This window comes from Pseudomonas sp. Irchel s3a10, from assembly GCF_900187525.1.
Classification (GTDB): domain Bacteria; phylum Pseudomonadota; class Gammaproteobacteria; order Pseudomonadales; family Pseudomonadaceae; genus Aquipseudomonas; species Aquipseudomonas koreensis_G.
Genome location: NZ_FYDR01000001.1, coordinates 375,754 through 390,166, shown reverse-complemented (window position 1 = coordinate 390,166; position 14,413 = coordinate 375,754). Strand labels below are relative to the sequence as shown.

16 protein-coding genes are annotated in these 14,413 nt (G+C 60.5%); 7 read left to right on the top strand and 9 right to left on the bottom strand.

What is annotated here, in order from left to right:
• Positions 1 to 6: 6 nt before the first annotated feature.
• Entirely contained in the window at positions 7 to 1,164 is a 1,158-nt protein-coding gene (locus tag CKW11_RS01800; protein WP_095135914.1) for an efflux RND transporter periplasmic adaptor subunit, read from the bottom strand.
• A 275-nt stretch (positions 1,165 to 1,439) separates the two neighbouring features.
• On the opposite strand from CKW11_RS01800, the gene CKW11_RS01795 reads away from it, so the two are divergent.
• Together CKW11_RS01795 and CKW11_RS01790 are read left to right on the top strand one after the other, a co-directional pair.
• A complete protein-coding gene (locus CKW11_RS01795) occupies positions 1,440 to 2,141 on the top strand; it encodes a response regulator transcription factor (RefSeq protein WP_047602328.1) in 702 nt (233 codons plus the stop codon).
• A 4-nt stretch (positions 2,142 to 2,145) separates the two neighbouring features.
• On the top strand, positions 2,146 to 3,447 hold the full coding sequence (locus CKW11_RS01790; RefSeq protein WP_095135912.1) for an ATP-binding protein: 1,302 nt from the start codon (positions 2,146 to 2,148) through the stop codon (positions 3,445 to 3,447).
• Between the two features lie 112 nt (positions 3,448 to 3,559).
• Here CKW11_RS01790 and pncA read toward each other — a convergent pair whose 3' ends face one another.
• The 4 genes from pncA to CKW11_RS28560 all read right to left on the bottom strand — a co-directional run bounded on the left by pncA (position 3,560) and on the right by CKW11_RS28560 (position 5,674).
• Entirely contained in the window at positions 3,560 to 4,186 is a 627-nt protein-coding gene (pncA, locus tag CKW11_RS01785; RefSeq protein WP_095135910.1) for a bifunctional nicotinamidase/pyrazinamidase, read from the bottom strand.
• 49 nt (positions 4,187 to 4,235) lie between these two features.
• Positions 4,236 to 4,994, bottom strand: a complete 759-nt coding sequence (locus tag CKW11_RS01780; protein WP_095135908.1) for a transcriptional regulator — start codon at positions 4,992 to 4,994, stop codon at positions 4,236 to 4,238.
• Entirely contained in the window at positions 4,991 to 5,461 is a 471-nt protein-coding gene (locus CKW11_RS01775) for a sigma-70 family RNA polymerase sigma factor (RefSeq protein ID WP_371917860.1), read from the bottom strand. The genes CKW11_RS01780 and CKW11_RS01775 overlap by 4 nt, the downstream gene beginning before the upstream one ends.
• Before the next feature lie 63 nt (positions 5,462 to 5,524).
• Positions 5,525 to 5,674: a hypothetical protein gene (locus CKW11_RS28560; protein WP_159974159.1), complete on the bottom strand. Its 150-nt coding sequence runs from the start codon at positions 5,672 to 5,674 to the stop codon at positions 5,525 to 5,527.
• A gap of 175 nt (positions 5,675 to 5,849) precedes the next feature.
• Here CKW11_RS28560 and CKW11_RS01770 point away from each other — a divergent pair, with 175 nt between their 5' ends.
• The 3 genes from CKW11_RS01770 to nudC all read left to right on the top strand — a co-directional run bounded on the left by CKW11_RS01770 (position 5,850) and on the right by nudC (position 8,508).
• Complete coding sequence (locus tag CKW11_RS01770) at positions 5,850 to 6,623, top strand: class I SAM-dependent methyltransferase (protein WP_095135904.1); 774 nt, start codon at positions 5,850 to 5,852, stop codon at positions 6,621 to 6,623.
• A 235-nt stretch (positions 6,624 to 6,858) separates the two neighbouring features.
• On the top strand, positions 6,859 to 7,671 hold the full coding sequence (locus tag CKW11_RS01765) for a crotonase/enoyl-CoA hydratase family protein (protein ID WP_047602349.1): 813 nt from the start codon (positions 6,859 to 6,861) through the stop codon (positions 7,669 to 7,671).
• A 6-nt stretch (positions 7,672 to 7,677) separates the two neighbouring features.
• Positions 7,678 to 8,508: an NAD(+) diphosphatase gene (gene nudC, locus CKW11_RS01760; protein ID WP_095135902.1), complete on the top strand. Its 831-nt coding sequence runs from the start codon at positions 7,678 to 7,680 to the stop codon at positions 8,506 to 8,508.
• On the opposite strand, the gene CKW11_RS01755 is transcribed toward nudC, so the two are convergent.
• On the bottom strand, positions 8,476 to 9,255 hold the full coding sequence (locus tag CKW11_RS01755) for a TSUP family transporter (protein WP_007951261.1): 780 nt from the start codon (positions 9,253 to 9,255) through the stop codon (positions 8,476 to 8,478). The two genes, nudC and CKW11_RS01755, sit on opposite strands and share 33 nt — an antisense overlap.
• A gap of 334 nt (positions 9,256 to 9,589) precedes the next feature.
• Between CKW11_RS01755 and sfnG the strand changes: the two genes are divergently transcribed.
• A complete protein-coding gene (gene sfnG, locus CKW11_RS01750) occupies positions 9,590 to 10,672 on the top strand; it encodes a dimethylsulfone monooxygenase SfnG (RefSeq protein ID WP_095135900.1) in 1,083 nt (360 codons plus the stop codon).
• Positions 10,673 to 10,795: 123 nt separating this feature from the next.
• On the opposite strand, the gene CKW11_RS01745 is transcribed toward sfnG, so the two are convergent.
• A complete protein-coding gene (locus tag CKW11_RS01745; RefSeq protein WP_007963424.1) occupies positions 10,796 to 11,275 on the bottom strand; it encodes a nuclear transport factor 2 family protein in 480 nt (159 codons plus the stop codon).
• A 56-nt stretch (positions 11,276 to 11,331) separates the two neighbouring features.
• The gene (locus tag CKW11_RS01740) at positions 11,332 to 11,895 is read right to left on the bottom strand and encodes a TetR/AcrR family transcriptional regulator (RefSeq protein ID WP_047602358.1); all 564 of its coding nucleotides are present in this window, start codon (positions 11,893 to 11,895) and stop codon (positions 11,332 to 11,334) included.
• A gap of 217 nt (positions 11,896 to 12,112) precedes the next feature.
• Between CKW11_RS01740 and pssA the strand changes: the two genes are divergently transcribed.
• The gene (gene pssA, locus CKW11_RS01735) at positions 12,113 to 13,456 is read left to right on the top strand and encodes a CDP-diacylglycerol--serine O-phosphatidyltransferase (protein ID WP_095135898.1); all 1,344 of its coding nucleotides are present in this window, start codon (positions 12,113 to 12,115) and stop codon (positions 13,454 to 13,456) included.
• Positions 13,457 to 13,579: 123 nt separating this feature from the next.
• Here the strand turns inward: pssA and efeO are convergent, their stop codons facing one another.
• The gene (gene efeO, locus CKW11_RS01730) at positions 13,580 to 14,404 is read right to left on the bottom strand and encodes an iron uptake system protein EfeO (RefSeq protein WP_095135896.1); all 825 of its coding nucleotides are present in this window, start codon (positions 14,402 to 14,404) and stop codon (positions 13,580 to 13,582) included.
• Between the last annotated feature and the right edge of the window lie 9 nt (positions 14,405 to 14,413).

The following is a 14,413-nucleotide window of genomic DNA, read 5'->3' as shown; positions in this document are numbered from 1 at the left end:
TCCTGCTTACTGACCAGAGGTCTGGGCAAGTGGAAGAGGGGTGTCGTCGATCTGCACTTTTTCGCCGGGACGGGCGTGCTGCAGGCCTTCAATGACAATGCGGTCGCCGGGCTTGAGGCCACCGCTGACGATCCAGCGATCGCTCTGCACCGCGCCCAGTTGCACTGGCTGCTGGGCCACGCGCATTTGCTCGTCGACAGTCAGCACTTGGGCCATACCCGCGCTGTCACGCTGTACCGCACGTTGCGGCACGGTGATGCCGTTCTGTACGGTGGCTTGTTGCAGACGTACGCGGATGAAGCTGCCCGGCAGCAGGTCGAGGTCAGGATTGGGGAACTCGCTGCGCAGAATGATCTGGCCGGTGCCCGGATCGACCGTGATGTCGCTGAACAGCAATTTGCCCGGTAACGGGTAGAGGCTGCCGTCATCCTGAATCAGCGTGGCCTTGACCTGATCCTGACCGACTTCCTGCAACTGCCCGGAACGGAACGCGCGGCGCAGCTCATTGAGCTCACGGGTCGACTGGGTGAGGTCGGCGTAGATCGGGTTGAGCTGCTGGATCAGCGCCAGCGGCGTGGTTTCATTCTGCCCGACCAGTGCGCCTTCGGTGACCAGAGCACGACCGACACGCCCGGAAATCGGCGCGGTGACGGTGGCGTAGCCGAGGTTCAGCTTCGCCCGTTCTACCGCAGCTTTATTGGCTGCCACGTCGGCGGCGGTTTGCCGGGCATTGGCACGGGCGTTGTCGTAATCCTGAGCGCTGATGGCCTTGTCATCGATCAACTGTGCGTAGCGTTGCTCCTGCAGCCTGGCCTGGAAGGCATTGGCCTCGGCCTTGCGCAGCGCGGCTTCGGCGCTGTCCAGGTCAGCCTTGAACGGCGCCGGGTCGATGCGAAACAGCACGTCGCCCTTTTTCACGTCGCTGCCTTCACGGAAGGTCCGTTGCAGTACCACGCCGGCCACCCGGGCGCGCACTTCGGCGATGCGTGGCGCGGCGATACGCCCGCTCAGTTCGCTGCTGATCGACAGGGGGCGGGCCTCGATGGTCTCGATGCGCACGGTGGCTGGCGGCGCTTCTTCTTCGGCCTTCGAGGACGAATCACAGGCGCTCAGCAACAGCGCAACGGCGATCAGGCCGAGCCCGGCCAGCAGATTTTTCGACATGTACCACCCCCAATATTGAAGCCCGCATCCTAAGGCCAGACGCCGAGGGTAGCGGTGAAGCTTTGTAGGCGCTGTGTGAAATTGTGTAAGGGTTTTACTCAGGGACGGGCGAGGCCGTATATCCTTTACGCCTTGAAATTTATTGCGACAGATAAACCGCCATCGCGAGCAGGCTCACTCCTACATTGGAACTGTGCCAGACACGAACCTTGTAGGAATGAGCCTGCTCGCGATGAGGCCCAAACAGTCGCCACAGCACTTTCCTGGAACACCCCATGCCCAACATCCTCCTGGTCGAAGACGACACCGCCCTCGCCGAACTGATTTCCAGCTACCTGGAGCGCAACGGCTATTCCGTCTGCGTGATCGGGCGTGGCGACCATGTGCGTGAACGGGCGCGGATCAATCCGCCGGATCTGGTGATCCTCGACCTGATGCTGCCCGGCCTCGATGGCTTGCAGGTCTGCCGCTTGCTGCGGGCGGATTCGGCGACGCTGCCGATCCTGATGCTGACCGCCCGCGACGACAGTCACGATCAGGTACTCGGACTGGAAATGGGCGCCGACGATTACGTCACCAAACCCTGCGAGCCACGGGTTCTGCTGGCCCGGGTGCGTACTTTGTTGCGGCGTAGCAGCCTCGGTGAACCGATGACGGTCAATGACCGGATCGTGATGGGCAATCTGTGCATCGACTTGTCCGAGCGCACCGTGACCTGGCGTGAGCAACCGGTGGAGCTGTCCAGCGGCGAATACAATTTGCTGGTGGTGCTGGCCCGGCATGCCGGGGAAGTGCTGAGCCGCGACCAGATCCTGCAGCGTCTGCGCGGCATCGAGTTCAATGGCACCGATCGTTCGGTGGACGTGGCGATTTCCAAGCTGCGGCGCAAGTTTGACGACCATGCGGGCGAGGCGCGCAAGATCAAGACCGTGTGGGGCAAGGGTTACCTGTTCAGCCGTTCCGAATGGGAATGCTGAGCTGATGTTCAGAATCCTCTTTCGTCTGTATCTGGTGACGATCGTCTCCTACAGCGCGGCGATCTATCTGGTGCCGGATCTGGTGGTCATGGCATTCCGCGAGCGCTTCATCACCTACAACCTCGACTATTCGCGCGGCCTGCAATCGCTGATCACCCGACAGTTTCACGCGGTGCCGCAGGAGCAGTGGCCAGCGTTGGCGCAGTCGATGGACAAGGACTTCCAGCCGCTCCACATCGTCCTGGCGCGCATCGACGACGCCGGGTTCACCGCCGCCGAGCAGGCGCGTTTGCGCGCCGGGGAAAACGTGGTGCGTATCGGCGATTGGGGGTGGCGCACCTTGGCGGTCACCCCACTGAACGATGACGTCGCTGTGCAAATGGTGGTTCCGCCGGATCCGCTGGACGTCAATCTGTTGTACTGGAGCATCAACGTGCTGATCGGCGCGAGCATGCTCGCCTGCCTGCTGCTGTGGATTCGTCCGCACTGGCGCGATCTGGAGCGCCTCAAGGGCGCCGCCGAACGCTTCGGCAAGGGGCATCTGAACGAGCGCACACAGATTCCGGCCAGTTCCAACATCGGCAGCCTGGCTAACGTGTTCGACACCATGGCTGGCGACATCGAGGATCTGCTCAATCAGCAGCGCGACCTGCTCAATGCGGTGTCCCACGAATTGCGCACGCCGCTGACCCGTCTGGACTTCGGTCTGGCCCTGGCGCTGTCCGATGACTTGCCGGTGACCAGTCGCGAGCGCCTGCAAGGGCTGGTCGCACACATTCGGGAACTGGATGAGCTGGTGCTGGAACTGCTGTCTTACAGCCGTTTGCAGAACCCGGCGCAGTTGCCGGAGCAGGTCGAGGTTTCGCTGGATGAGTTCATCGACAGCATTCTGGGCAGTGTCGATGAAGAGCTGGACTCACCGGACATCGTTATCGACGTGCTGCTGCACGGTCAGCTCGAACGCTTCACGCTGGATCCGCGCCTGACCGCCCGGGCGATTCAGAACCTGCTGCGCAATGCCATGCGCTATTGCGAAAAACGCATTCAGATTGGTGTGCAGGTCAGCCCCGATGGTTGCGAGATCTGGGTCGACGACGATGGCATTGGCATCCCGGATGACGAGCGGGAGCGGATTTTCGAACCGTTTTATCGACTTGATCGCAGTCGTGATCGGGCTACCGGCGGCTTTGGTCTGGGCCTGGCCATCAGCCGTCGGGCGCTGGAGGCGCAGGGCGGGACGCTGACGGTGGAAAGTTCGCCGTTGGGTGGGGCGCGGTTCAGGTTGTGGTTGCCTGACATGACTTGACCCGAAACCTGTGGGAGCGGGCTTGCTCGCGAAAGCGGTGTGTCAGATTAACTTATGTCGACTGACACTCCGCCTTCGCGAGCAAGCCCGCTCCCACAGGGATTTGTGTTGGTCAGAGGAGTTGGTTTGATTGAATCAAGCCAACCCCGGCCGTCTGCATCCGCTCCATCGCCGCTGCCAGTGATCCATCCCTGTCAATGGCACGACAGGCGTCCAGCACCACGAACGCATTGAACCCCGCCGCCCGCGCATCCAGCGCCGAGAACATCACACAGAAGTCCAGCGCCAGACCGACCATGTACACCGTGTCGATACCGCGCTCCTTCAGATAACCGGCCAGGCCGGTGGTGGTGTGCCGGTCTGCTTCGAGAAATGCCGAATAGCTGTCGATGTCCGGATTGCAGCCCTTGCGGATGATCAGCTGCGCGTGCGGCAGATCCAGCCCGGGGTGAAACTCGGCACCGGATGTGCCTTGCACACAATGCTCCGGCCAGAGTACCTGCTCGCCGTAGGGTAACTGAATCACCTCGTAAGGCTGGCGTCCGGGGTGGCTTGAGGCGAAGGACGCGTGGCCGCTCGGGTGCCAGTCCTGGGCAATCACCACCTGTTTGAACCGGCTACCGAGGCGATTGATCAGCGGCACGATCTGATCGCCTTCGGGCACGGCCAACTGGCCGCCGGGGATGAAGTCGTTCTGCACGTCAATGACCAGCAGGGCGGTGCGGGGTGAAATCTGCATCGGGGCTTCCTCCTTGGATAATCACCCGCTCAGCATAGTGGAGCGGCACTCACGCGCCCAGCTTGTCGACCAGGTGTTTTGCCAGGTCTTCCAGCGCCGGCGCCGGGTTGTGGCCGATCAGCATCCAGGCATGTTCACCTTCGGTCCAGTACACCACGTTCATCTCGTGTCGGCGTTCGTGCGCCAATGGCCGGCTGCCGCTGTTGGAGCGGGTCACGCACAAGGCCAGCGGCCCATGTTTCGCATCGAGATAGGTCAGTTGTGCAATCGGCACGCCGTCGTACTCGAGCATTTGTGCACGCTTGAGTTCGGCGCCCGGCAACCTCACCAGCGCCGGCGACAGATTCAGCCCCAAGCGTGCATCCACCGCACGCAGTTGCGCGCGCTGGCTGGCTTCGTCGCTCGGCAGGTGATCGAGAGTGTGCGACACATACAGCGCCATGTAGTCACCCACCAGCGCACGCCAGTTATGTGTTTGCCGGGTTTGCCAGGCGAGAAACAGACGATCGGCCAACACACCGCCCGCCAGCAGACTCGCGGCGGCGGCACCGATGAACCAGCGCCGGCTCAGGCCTGGCTGCTGAGAGGCGGGAATGGCATCAAGACGCGCCTGCAAACGTTCCAGCGGTGCCTGTTGCGCCAGTTCGTCATAGGCTTCCTTGTACGGCAGGCTGCTGCGGTCAAGCCATTGCACGCGCAGGCTGAGCAACGGGTCGTCGGCAATCGCGCTGTCGAGCTGGCTGCGATACGCCGGGTCCAGCTCGTTATCGAGGTAAGCCGTCAGTTGTTCGTCGGAGGGCTTGTTCATGAGCGGTCACCTCCGGTGGTTTGCGGCACGGCTTGCAGCGGCGGGTATTCGGCCAGTTTCAGGCGCGCGGTGGCCAGACGGCTCATTACCGTGCCGATCGGCACTTGCAGGATCTCGGCGACGTCGCGGTAGGACAAGCCTTCGACATACGCCAGGTACACGGTTTCACGCTGGGTTTCCGGCAACGCATCGACCCGACGGATCACCTGCGCCGCCAGCACATGAGTCTGCGCGAAGGCCAGTTGCCCGTCGGCATCAACCTGTCCCGCACCCTGACGCACCCGACGCACGCGCACTTCGTTGAGCCAGATCGAATGCAGGATGCTCAGCAGCCAGCGATCCATGCGCGTGCCGGCCACATATTGGCCGGCACGTTCCAGCGCCCGCACACACGTGGCCTGCACCAGATCCTCGGCCACGTGCCGATTGCGCGACAGCAGCAAACCGTAGCGCCACAGCCGCGCCAGATGCTGTCCGAGTTCCGCTCTGAATGCCTGATCGCTGACGATGATGGCGTTCCTTTATCTATGTCAGGTTTTCGATGAATCGTTGATGGCTTCAGCCAGGTCCTGGTATTCCTCGCAGGCGGCGCTTTCATCACCGTTGGCAAACGCCATCGACGCAGACAGCGCGGTCACCAGCCGCCACGGGGCGGCGAACATAACGGAACGGATAGTCATGGGCAAGGTTCCACAGAGGGTTATGTTTCACTTTGAACAACACCGTACGGCATTTGATTCATTGTTTTGTCAGGCTCTGTTCAAGGAACGCGCAAATGCCGGCGTTATGCTCAGCAATGCCAGCCGTCCATCCAGCGCCTTGCCATGCTGCCGCGCTGACACATGAGGAACTGCCATGAAAGATCAGGTTCATCACTCCGCTGCTGCCGGCTACAAGACTGCCGCCGATACCTACGTCAAAGGCCGCCCCGATTATCCGCCGCAGGTCAGTCAGTGGCTGACGCAGACGCTGGGTCTGGACAGTCACAAGACTGTCATCGATCTGGGCGCCGGTACCGGCAAGTTCACCGGACGGCTGGTGGCGACCGACGCGCAGGTGATCGCTGTGGAACCGGTGGCGCAGATGCTGGAAAAACTCTCCGCTGCCTGGCCCGATGTATTGGCCGTGAGCGGTACCGCGACCGATCTGCCATTGCCCGACGCGTCGGTGGACGTGGTGGTCTGCGCCCAGGCGTTTCACTGGTTCGCTACCGCAGAATCCTTGAGCGAAATTGCCCGGGTACTCAAGCCCGGCGGCAAGCTTGGCCTGATCTGGAACCTGCGCGATACGCAGGTCAGTTGGGTGCCGAAGCTCGACGCAATCGTCAACGCGCTGGAGGGGGACACGCCGCGTTACTACACCGGTCAATGGCGCGAAGCGTTTCCGCATCCGGCGTTCGGGGCGCTGCAGTTGCAGCAGTTTCATCACGGACACACCGGCTCGCCCGAGGACGTGATTTTCAATCGGGTGCGCTCCACCAGTTTCATTGCAGCATTGCCGCAGGCGCAGCGCGACAAGGTTGATGAGCAGATTCGCGCGCTGATTGTCTCGGAACCGGCGTTGCGTGGGCGACACGAGCTGACGGTGCCTTATGTGACAGCGGCGTATGTGGCGGTGAAGAGCGGTTAGGAATTTTTTGCTGCACATACAAAACCCTGTAGGAGCTGCCGCAGGCTGCGATCTTTTGATCTTCAAAGTCAAAAGATCGCAGCCTTCGGCAGCTCCTACAGGGTTTTGTATCCGATGCAAAAAGTGGAAACCAGCCTGCTGGCGATTTCATTCAGTCCCGCATTTGGCCGAACCGCCATCGTGATGCCTTGTTATAGTTCGGGCCTCATTTTCTGCCCGGTAAAGGATCACTGCCATGACTCAATACACCGCCTTCAGCGTCGAACTGGCCGACAACATCGCTCATGTGCAGATCAATCGTCCGGAAAAGATCAACTCGATGAATGCCGCGTTCTGGAGCGAGATCGTCGAGATTTTCCAGTGGATCGATGACACCGATGAAGTGCGGGTGGTGGTGCTGAGCGGCAACGGCAAACACTTTTCCTCCGGCATCGACCTGATGATGCTCGCCGGCGTCGCCAACGAACTGGGCAAGGACGTCGGCCGTAACGCGCGCCTGCTGCGGCGCAAGATTCTCACCCTGCAAGCCTCGTTCAATGCCGTCGACAACTGCCGCAAACCGGTGCTGGCGGCGATTCAAGGCTATTGCCTGGGTGGCGCCATCGACCTGATCGCCGCCTGCGACATGCGCTACGCCGCCGAAGATGCGCAATTTTCGATCAAGGAAATCGATATCGGCATGGCCGCCGATGTTGGCACTTTGCAACGGTTGCCACGGATCATCGGTGACGGCATGCTGCGTGAACTGGCTTACACCGGGCGTACTTTCGGCGCAGAAGAAGCGCGCAGCATCGGCCTGGTCAATCGCGTTTACGCTGACAAGGATCTGCTGCTCGAAGGCGTGATGGACATTGCTCGCGACATCGCCAGCAAATCGCCAATTGCGGTCACCGGCACCAAGGAAATGATCAGCTACATGCGCGACCATCGCATCGACGACGGCCTCGAATACGTTGCCACCTGGAACGCCGCCATGTTGCAATCCACCGACTTGCGCGTGGCCATGGCCGCCCATATGAGTAAACAGAAACCCGAATTTCTGGATTGAGAAACCATGACAGCTCGCTGGACCACTGCAGTACTGGACACCGATCAACCCGGCGGCTGGGCCGTGGCGCGTAGCCCCGAAGGCTTTTTGTTCGATGACAACGGCGCGCTGTTCCCGCGGGAGTGGCTCAAGCGTCAGGACCTGTCAGTCCTCGCCGAACACGGCATCGGCCATCTCGATGGCGAGCCGGTGTATCTGCTGGAGCTGCGCAGTTCCAGTGACGTGCCGGGCTGCAACTGGAAAGGCCTGCGGGCGTTCATGCTCGATGGCGATCACACCGTCTACAAAGTGCTGGGTTATGCCGCGCAGATCGGCACCTGGGCGCGTGAACATCGCTTTTGCGGCAACTGTGGGCAGGTGATGACGCAGGTGCCGCGCGAACGGGCGATGTATTGCCAGCCGTGCGATTTGCGCAGCTATCCACGGATTTCGCCGAGCATGATCGTGCTGATCACCCGCGGAGACGAGATCCTGCTGGCGCGCTCACCGCGTTTCGTCACCGGGGTCTACAGCACGCTGGCCGGTTTCGCCGAGCCGGGCGAATCGGCGGAGGACTGCCTGATTCGCGAGGTGCGCGAGGAAGTCAGCATTGAGGTGAAGAACATCCAGTACATGGGCAGCCAGTGCTGGCCGTTCCCGCATTCGATGATGCTCGGCTTCCATGCCGAATATGCCGGGGGCGAGATCGTCTGTCAGGAAGACGAGATCGAAGACGCCCAATGGTTCAACGTGCACGATCTGCCGCCGTTGCCGGCGTCAAAATCGATTGCCCGTTACCTGATCGACGTCTACGTGGCGCGCCGTTTAGGCCACGCTGAACCAGTGTTGCCAGGCTAGGCGCACGGTCAAACCCAGTACCACGGTGATGAATACCGGACGAATGAACTTGGCGCCGCCGCTGATCGCGGTGCGCGCCCCGAAGAACGCGCCGACCATCACCGACAGGCCCATGCTCAGGCCGATGATCCAGTCCACTTGCCCGGAAAACACGAACACCGACAGCGCCGCGATGTTGCTGACGAAGTTCATGCTGCGCGCCACGCCGCTGGCCTTGACCAGGTCGATCGGGTAGAGCAGCAGGCTGCTGACGGTCCAGAACGCGCCCGTGCCGGGGCCGGCCACGCCGTCGTAGAAACCGAGGCTGAAGCCTTGGGTCGATTGCCATTTCTTCTTGATCGGGGCGTCGCTGTCCAGCGGCGCTTTTGGCGTGCCGCCGAACAACAGATACAGGCCACAGGCGAAGACGATCACCGGCAGCATCTTGTTCAGCCATTCCGCCGGCAGGTAGTGCGCGACGACAGCACCAGTGAGCGCACCGACCAGGGTGCCGACGATCGCGTGCATCCACTGTCGAGGGTGGAACAGTTTGCGGCGGTAGAAAGTGAAACTGGCGGTGGCCGAGCCGAACGTCGAACTCAGTTTGTTGGTGCCCAGCACCAGGTGAGGTGGCAGGCCGGCAGTGAGCAGCGCCGGGGTGGTCAACAGACCTCCGCCGCCAGCGATGGCGTCGATGAAACCGGCAATGAAAGCGACGAGGGCCAGAACGGCCAGGGTAGTGAGGTCAACGCTGAGTTCGAAAGGCATGGAATCGGCTTATTCGGCAGGGCGCAGAAGGGCTGCGGGGAAGGGCTGACATGTTACTCATTTCCAGGTGTTGCGGCGACCCGTAAAGCTTCATCGCGAGCAGGCTCACTCCTACATTTGAAATGCGTTCCCCCTGTAGGAGTGAGCCTGCTCGCGATGGGGTCAGCCCTTTCAACTCAAAACCCAACTGTTGCCCACCCAACACCTCGACAACAAATCACCCTCCAACAATGCAACTCCATCAGTCTCAAGCCCGATAAAACCGGGTACCTGAACCCTGGCACGCTTGCTGCTCTGTCCCAACTGACCTTCCCAATCTCCCGAGGACACGCCAATGAGCAAGCAAGCCGTGAAATTCGCCTACTGGGTGCCGAACGTCAGTGGCGGCTTGGTGGTCAGCAAGATCGAGCAGCGCACCGACTGGGGCATCGACTACAACCGCAAACTGGCGCAACTCGCCGAAGCGGCGGGGTTCGAGTATGCCCTGACACAGATCCGCTTTACCGCCGGTTACGGCGCCGAGTTTCAGCACGAATCGGTGGCGTTCAGCCATGCGCTACTGGCGGCTACCACCAAGCTCAAGGTGATCGCGGCGATTCTGCCCGGGCCATGGCAGCCGGCGCTGGCAGCCAAGCAACTGGCGACCATCGATCAACTCACCAACGGCCGGATCGCCGTGAACATCGTCAGCGGCTGGTTCAAGGGCGAATTCCAGGCCATCGGCGAACATTGGCTGGAGCACGACGAGCGCTACCGGCGCTCCGAAGAATTCATCCGCTCGCTGCGCGGGATCTGGAGTAAGGACAACTTCAGCTTTCGCGGCGACTTCTACCGCTTCGACAATTACACCCTCAAACCGAAACCGCTGGGCCGCCCGGAAATCTTTCAGGGCGGCAGTTCCCGCGCGGCACGAGACATGGCGGCGCGAGTCTCCGACTGGTATTTCACCAACGGCAACAGCGTCGAAGGAATCAAGGCGCAAGTTGATGACATCCGCGCCAAAGCGGCGGCCAACAATCATTCGGTGAAGATCGGCGTCAACGCCTTTGTCATCGCCCGCGACACCGAAGAAGAGGCCCGCGCTGTACTGGCGCAGATCATCGACCAGGCCGACCCTGAGGCGGTGAACGCGTTTGGCGATGCGGCGAAGCAAGCGGGCAGGGCGTCGCCGGAAGGTGAGGGCAACTGGGCGAAATCGACTTTCGAGGATCTGGTGCAATACAACGATGGCTTCAAGACCAACCTGATCGGCACGCCACAGCAGATTGCCGAGCGGATTGTGGCGTTGAAAGCGGTGGGAGTGGATCTGGTGCTGGCGGGGTTTCTGCACTTTCAAGAGGAGGTGGAGTATTTCGGCAAGCGGGTGTTGCCGCTGGTGCGGGAACTGGAGGCTGAAAGGACTGCCGCAGTAGCCTGACCACCAACAAATCTCCTGTAGGAGTGAGCCTGCTCGCGATTGCGTATGAACATTCAATATTTAGGTTGACTGACACACCGCTATCGCGAGCAGGCTCACTCCTACAATTGGAACTATGTGAGCTTACAGACCGAGATCGGAAAGCCCCGGATGATCATCCGGACGCCGACCCAGCGGCCAGTGGAACTTGCGCTCGCTTTCCTTGATCGGCATGTCGTTGATGCAGGCATAGCGTTGGAACATCAGCCCGTGCTCATCGAACTCCCAGTTTTCATTGCCGTAGGAACGAAACCAGTTACCCGAATCGTCGCGCCATTCATAGGCGTAGCGCACGGCGATACGCGTGTCCGAATAGGCCCAGAGTTCCTTGATCAGGCGGTAGTCGAGTTCCTTGGCCCATTTACGGGTCAGGAAGGCCTTGGCTTCTTCGCGGTTGTTGGCGAACTCGGCGCGGTTGCGCCATTTCGTATCCAGGGTGTAGGCCAGCGACACCTTCTCGGGATCGCGGGAATTCCAGCCATCTTCGGCCAGACGTACTTTTTCGATAGCCGATTCACGATTGAATGGCGGTAGCGGTGGACGCACTTGGGCAGCAGTCGACATTGTCAGTCTCCCGATCTAATTAACGATTAAACAACGGTTGAGGCTTATTTAAGGCGTTACAGGTCCAATAACTTACGCGCCATGCATTGCGCATTATCAGCGGCACTGTGATCACCCATCACAAGCGCTACGGTAATGGCGCCGTCAATCAGGATCAGCAACTGTCTGGCCAGACGTTGCGGGTCCTCGGTGCCATGTTCGGTGCACAGCTCGCACAGGTAGTCGAGCAGCTTCTGTTTGTGGTCTTTGGCGACCTGGCGCACCGGGTCTTCAGGATCGCCGGTCTCGCCACTGGTATTGATAAAGGCACAGCCGCGGAAGCCTTCCGAGGCGAACCAGCCCTTGAGTACGGTAAACAGGTTGAGCAGGCGGTCGGCCGGGGTTTCGGCCTGATCGACGGCGCTGCGGTACCAGTGCATCCAGCGCACATCGCGGCGTTGCAGGGCGGCGACGGTCAGCTCCTCCTTGTTGGCGAAGTAGCGGTAGATGCTTTTTCTGGAGACGCCGGCGGTTTTCACCAGAAGATCCATGCCGGTGGCCGCAATGCCACTTTTGTAGATCAACTTTTCGGTGACATCCAGAATGATGTCGCGGGTCGAGGTGTCAGTGATTTCGTTCATGTGGCTAACAGTAGAACGATCGTTCTCCTTGGTCAAGCGCTTATTTTTTTGTGTCTGCCATACAGCTTTCGCGAGCAAGCTCGCTCCCACATTTGAAATGCGATCCACTGTGGGAGCGAGCTTGCTCGCGAAGGGGACATTACAGACAGTAACAAGACCCGAACCGGTTGATGGTGTAAGCTCTCGGGTTCTTCGGATTCGACCCATTGCGAGCCCTATGCCGTTGCTTTTCAAACGCTCTTTGCTGCCCAAACTGCGCAGCTTTCCGCTGACTCCCGAGGCCGTGACCATTCTGTCCGGCGCCGCCGAGTTCCGTCGTTGCCTGCTGGAGAAAATCGCCGAGGCGACCCGGCGCATCTACATCGTTGCGCTGTATCTGCAGCACGACGAGGCCGGTCAGGAAATCCTCGATGCCTTGCACGCCGCCAAGCTCAAGCGCCCGGAGCTGGAGATCGTCGTGGTGGTTGACTGGCTGCGCGCCCAGCGCGGGTTGATCGGTGCCGGCAAACAGCCAGGCAACTCGGCGTGGTACCAGGAAATGACCCGCACGCACCAGAGCGAAGTGCCGGTCTACGGCGTACCGGTGCAGACCCGCGAACTGTTCGGCGTTCTGCATCTGAAAGGCTTCGTGATCGACGACTGCGTGATTTACAGCGGTGCGAGCCTGAACAACGTCTACCTGCACAAGTTCGACAAGTATCGGTTCGATCGTTACCACGTGCTGCACAGCCGTGAACTGGCCGACTCGATGCATCATCTGGTCAAGCACGGTCTGATCGAATCCAAGGCTGTACATCGCCTCGACCTGCCGAATCTGCCGACTACCCGCAGCCTGCGCAACGACATCGGCGACCTGCGCAGCCGTCTCAAATATGCGGCGTACGACACCAGTGCCGGCAGCACGGCGCACAGCGGCCTGTCGGTGAGTCCGCTGCTGGGCGTGGGCAAGAACAACCCGTTGAACCGGGTGATTGTCGAGCTGATCGCCAGTGCGCAACAGCAGCTGACCATCTGCACGCCATACTTCAATCTGCCGCTGCCGATCATCCGCGAGATCAACCGTGCGCTGGCCCGTGGGGTGAAGATCGACATCGTGGTCGGCGACAAGACGGCCAACGATTTCTACATTCCGCCGAGCGAGCCGTTCAAGGTGATTGCGGCACTGCCGTATCTGTACGAAATCAGCCTGCGGCGGTTTGCCAAGCGCCATCAGCGCAACATCGACAGCGGCCAGTTGAACCTGCACCTGTGGCGTGACGGCGACAACAGCTATCACCTCAAGGGCATGTGGGTCGACCAGCGCTATACGCTTCTGACCGGCAACAACCTCAATCCACGGGCGTTCCGCCTCGACCTGGAAAACGCGCTGCTGATCGATGATCCGCAAGGCGAGTGGCTTGAGCCACGGGCGAAGGAGCAGCAAGAGATCTTCCGCAACACCACGCGGATTGCCAGCTTCCAGAACCTGGAGACCTTGCCGGAGTACCCGGCGGGGGTGGCGAAGTTTCTCAAGCGCGTGAGCCGGGTGCGGATCGAGCGGTTGCTCTACAGGATTTTGTAAACCTTCAGATTATTCGGTGCGGTTAAAACCGCTATCGCGAGCAGGCTCACTCCTACAGGGGAATGCATTCCAACTGTAGGAGTGAGCCTGCTCGCGATGGGGCACTTAAGGCCTCTACATCAATCAGTTCAGACCGAGCTTGCCACGCAACGTGGAAAGATCTTCAGCCAAAGTGTTGACCGGGCCAACCAGCGCCTTGCGGTCGTTATCCTTCACCTTGTCATACGTCTCGAAACCACCATCCTTGGTCTGGTACTTGGCGAGGATTTTGTCCACAGTGGCGAAGTTCTTGTCGACTTTGGCAACGAACGCCTTGTCCTGCTTCTCGATCTGCGGACGGAACAGGTCGACGATTTTCTTCGCGCCGTCGATGTTGCCCTGGAAGTCATAAAGGTCAGTGTGGCTGTAGCGGTCTTCCTCACCGGAGATCTTGGTCGCGGCAACCTCTTCCAGCAGTGCAGCAGCACCACCGACGACTTTCTCCGGCGGGAAGGTCAGGCCGGCGACGCGGGTCTGCAGGTCTTTCACGTCGCTATCGAGCTTGTCCGCCAGGGCCGTCAGGCCTTCGGTGCTTTTCTCCGAGAACAGCGAGTATTCGATGCGATGGAAACCGGTGAAGTCTTCCGCCTTCACACCTTTTTCATGGTCGTCGACGCGGGAGTCGATGGACGCATCGAGGTCACTGAACAGCTCGGCAATCGGCTCGATCGACTCATAGTAGACGCGGGTCGGGGCGTAGAGCTTTTGCGCAGTGGCCAGATCACCTTTCTTCACTGCATCGGTGAATTGTTGGGTGTGGCTGCCCAGTTCATCCAGTTGCTCGGTGACGTAGATCTTGTAGTCCGACACCGGGCCGACCAGATCCAGTGGCGCCGTCGCGGCGAACGCCGACAGCGGGGTGTTGAGCAAACCGAGGGTCAGCAGTAACGCGAGTGGCGACTTTTTCATGGAGCGGCT

What these genes read in the sequence shown, in the direction of transcription:
- CKW11_RS01800 (WP_095135914.1), bottom strand. Translation starts at nt 1,164, where the DNA reads ATGTCGAAAAATCTGCTGGCCGGGCTCGGCCTGATCGCCGTTGCGCTG.
- CKW11_RS01795 (WP_047602328.1), top strand. Translation starts at nt 1,440, where the DNA reads ATGCCCAACATCCTCCTGGTCGAAGACGACACCGCCCTCGCCGAACTG.
- CKW11_RS01790 (WP_095135912.1), top strand. Translation starts at nt 2,146, where the DNA reads ATGTTCAGAATCCTCTTTCGTCTGTATCTGGTGACGATCGTCTCCTAC.
- pncA (WP_095135910.1), bottom strand. Translation starts at nt 4,186, where the DNA reads ATGCAGATTTCACCCCGCACCGCCCTGCTGGTCATTGACGTGCAGAAC.
- CKW11_RS01780 (WP_095135908.1), bottom strand. Translation starts at nt 4,994, where the DNA reads ATGAACAAGCCCTCCGACGAACAACTGACGGCTTACCTCGATAACGAG.
- CKW11_RS28560 (WP_159974159.1), bottom strand. Translation starts at nt 5,674, where the DNA reads ATGACTATCCGTTCCGTTATGTTCGCCGCCCCGTGGCGGCTGGTGACC.
- CKW11_RS01770 (WP_095135904.1), top strand. Translation starts at nt 5,850, where the DNA reads ATGAAAGATCAGGTTCATCACTCCGCTGCTGCCGGCTACAAGACTGCC.
- CKW11_RS01765 (WP_047602349.1), top strand. Translation starts at nt 6,859, where the DNA reads ATGACTCAATACACCGCCTTCAGCGTCGAACTGGCCGACAACATCGCT.
- nudC (WP_095135902.1), top strand. Translation starts at nt 7,678, where the DNA reads ATGACAGCTCGCTGGACCACTGCAGTACTGGACACCGATCAACCCGGC.
- CKW11_RS01755 (WP_007951261.1), bottom strand. Translation starts at nt 9,255, where the DNA reads ATGCCTTTCGAACTCAGCGTTGACCTCACTACCCTGGCCGTTCTGGCC.
- sfnG (WP_095135900.1), top strand. Translation starts at nt 9,590, where the DNA reads ATGAGCAAGCAAGCCGTGAAATTCGCCTACTGGGTGCCGAACGTCAGT.
- CKW11_RS01745 (WP_007963424.1), bottom strand. Translation starts at nt 11,275, where the DNA reads ATGTCGACTGCTGCCCAAGTGCGTCCACCGCTACCGCCATTCAATCGT.
- CKW11_RS01740 (WP_047602358.1), bottom strand. Translation starts at nt 11,895, where the DNA reads ATGAACGAAATCACTGACACCTCGACCCGCGACATCATTCTGGATGTC.
- pssA (WP_095135898.1), top strand. Translation starts at nt 12,113, where the DNA reads ATGCCGTTGCTTTTCAAACGCTCTTTGCTGCCCAAACTGCGCAGCTTT.
- efeO (WP_095135896.1), bottom strand. Translation starts at nt 14,404, where the DNA reads ATGAAAAAGTCGCCACTCGCGTTACTGCTGACCCTCGGTTTGCTCAAC.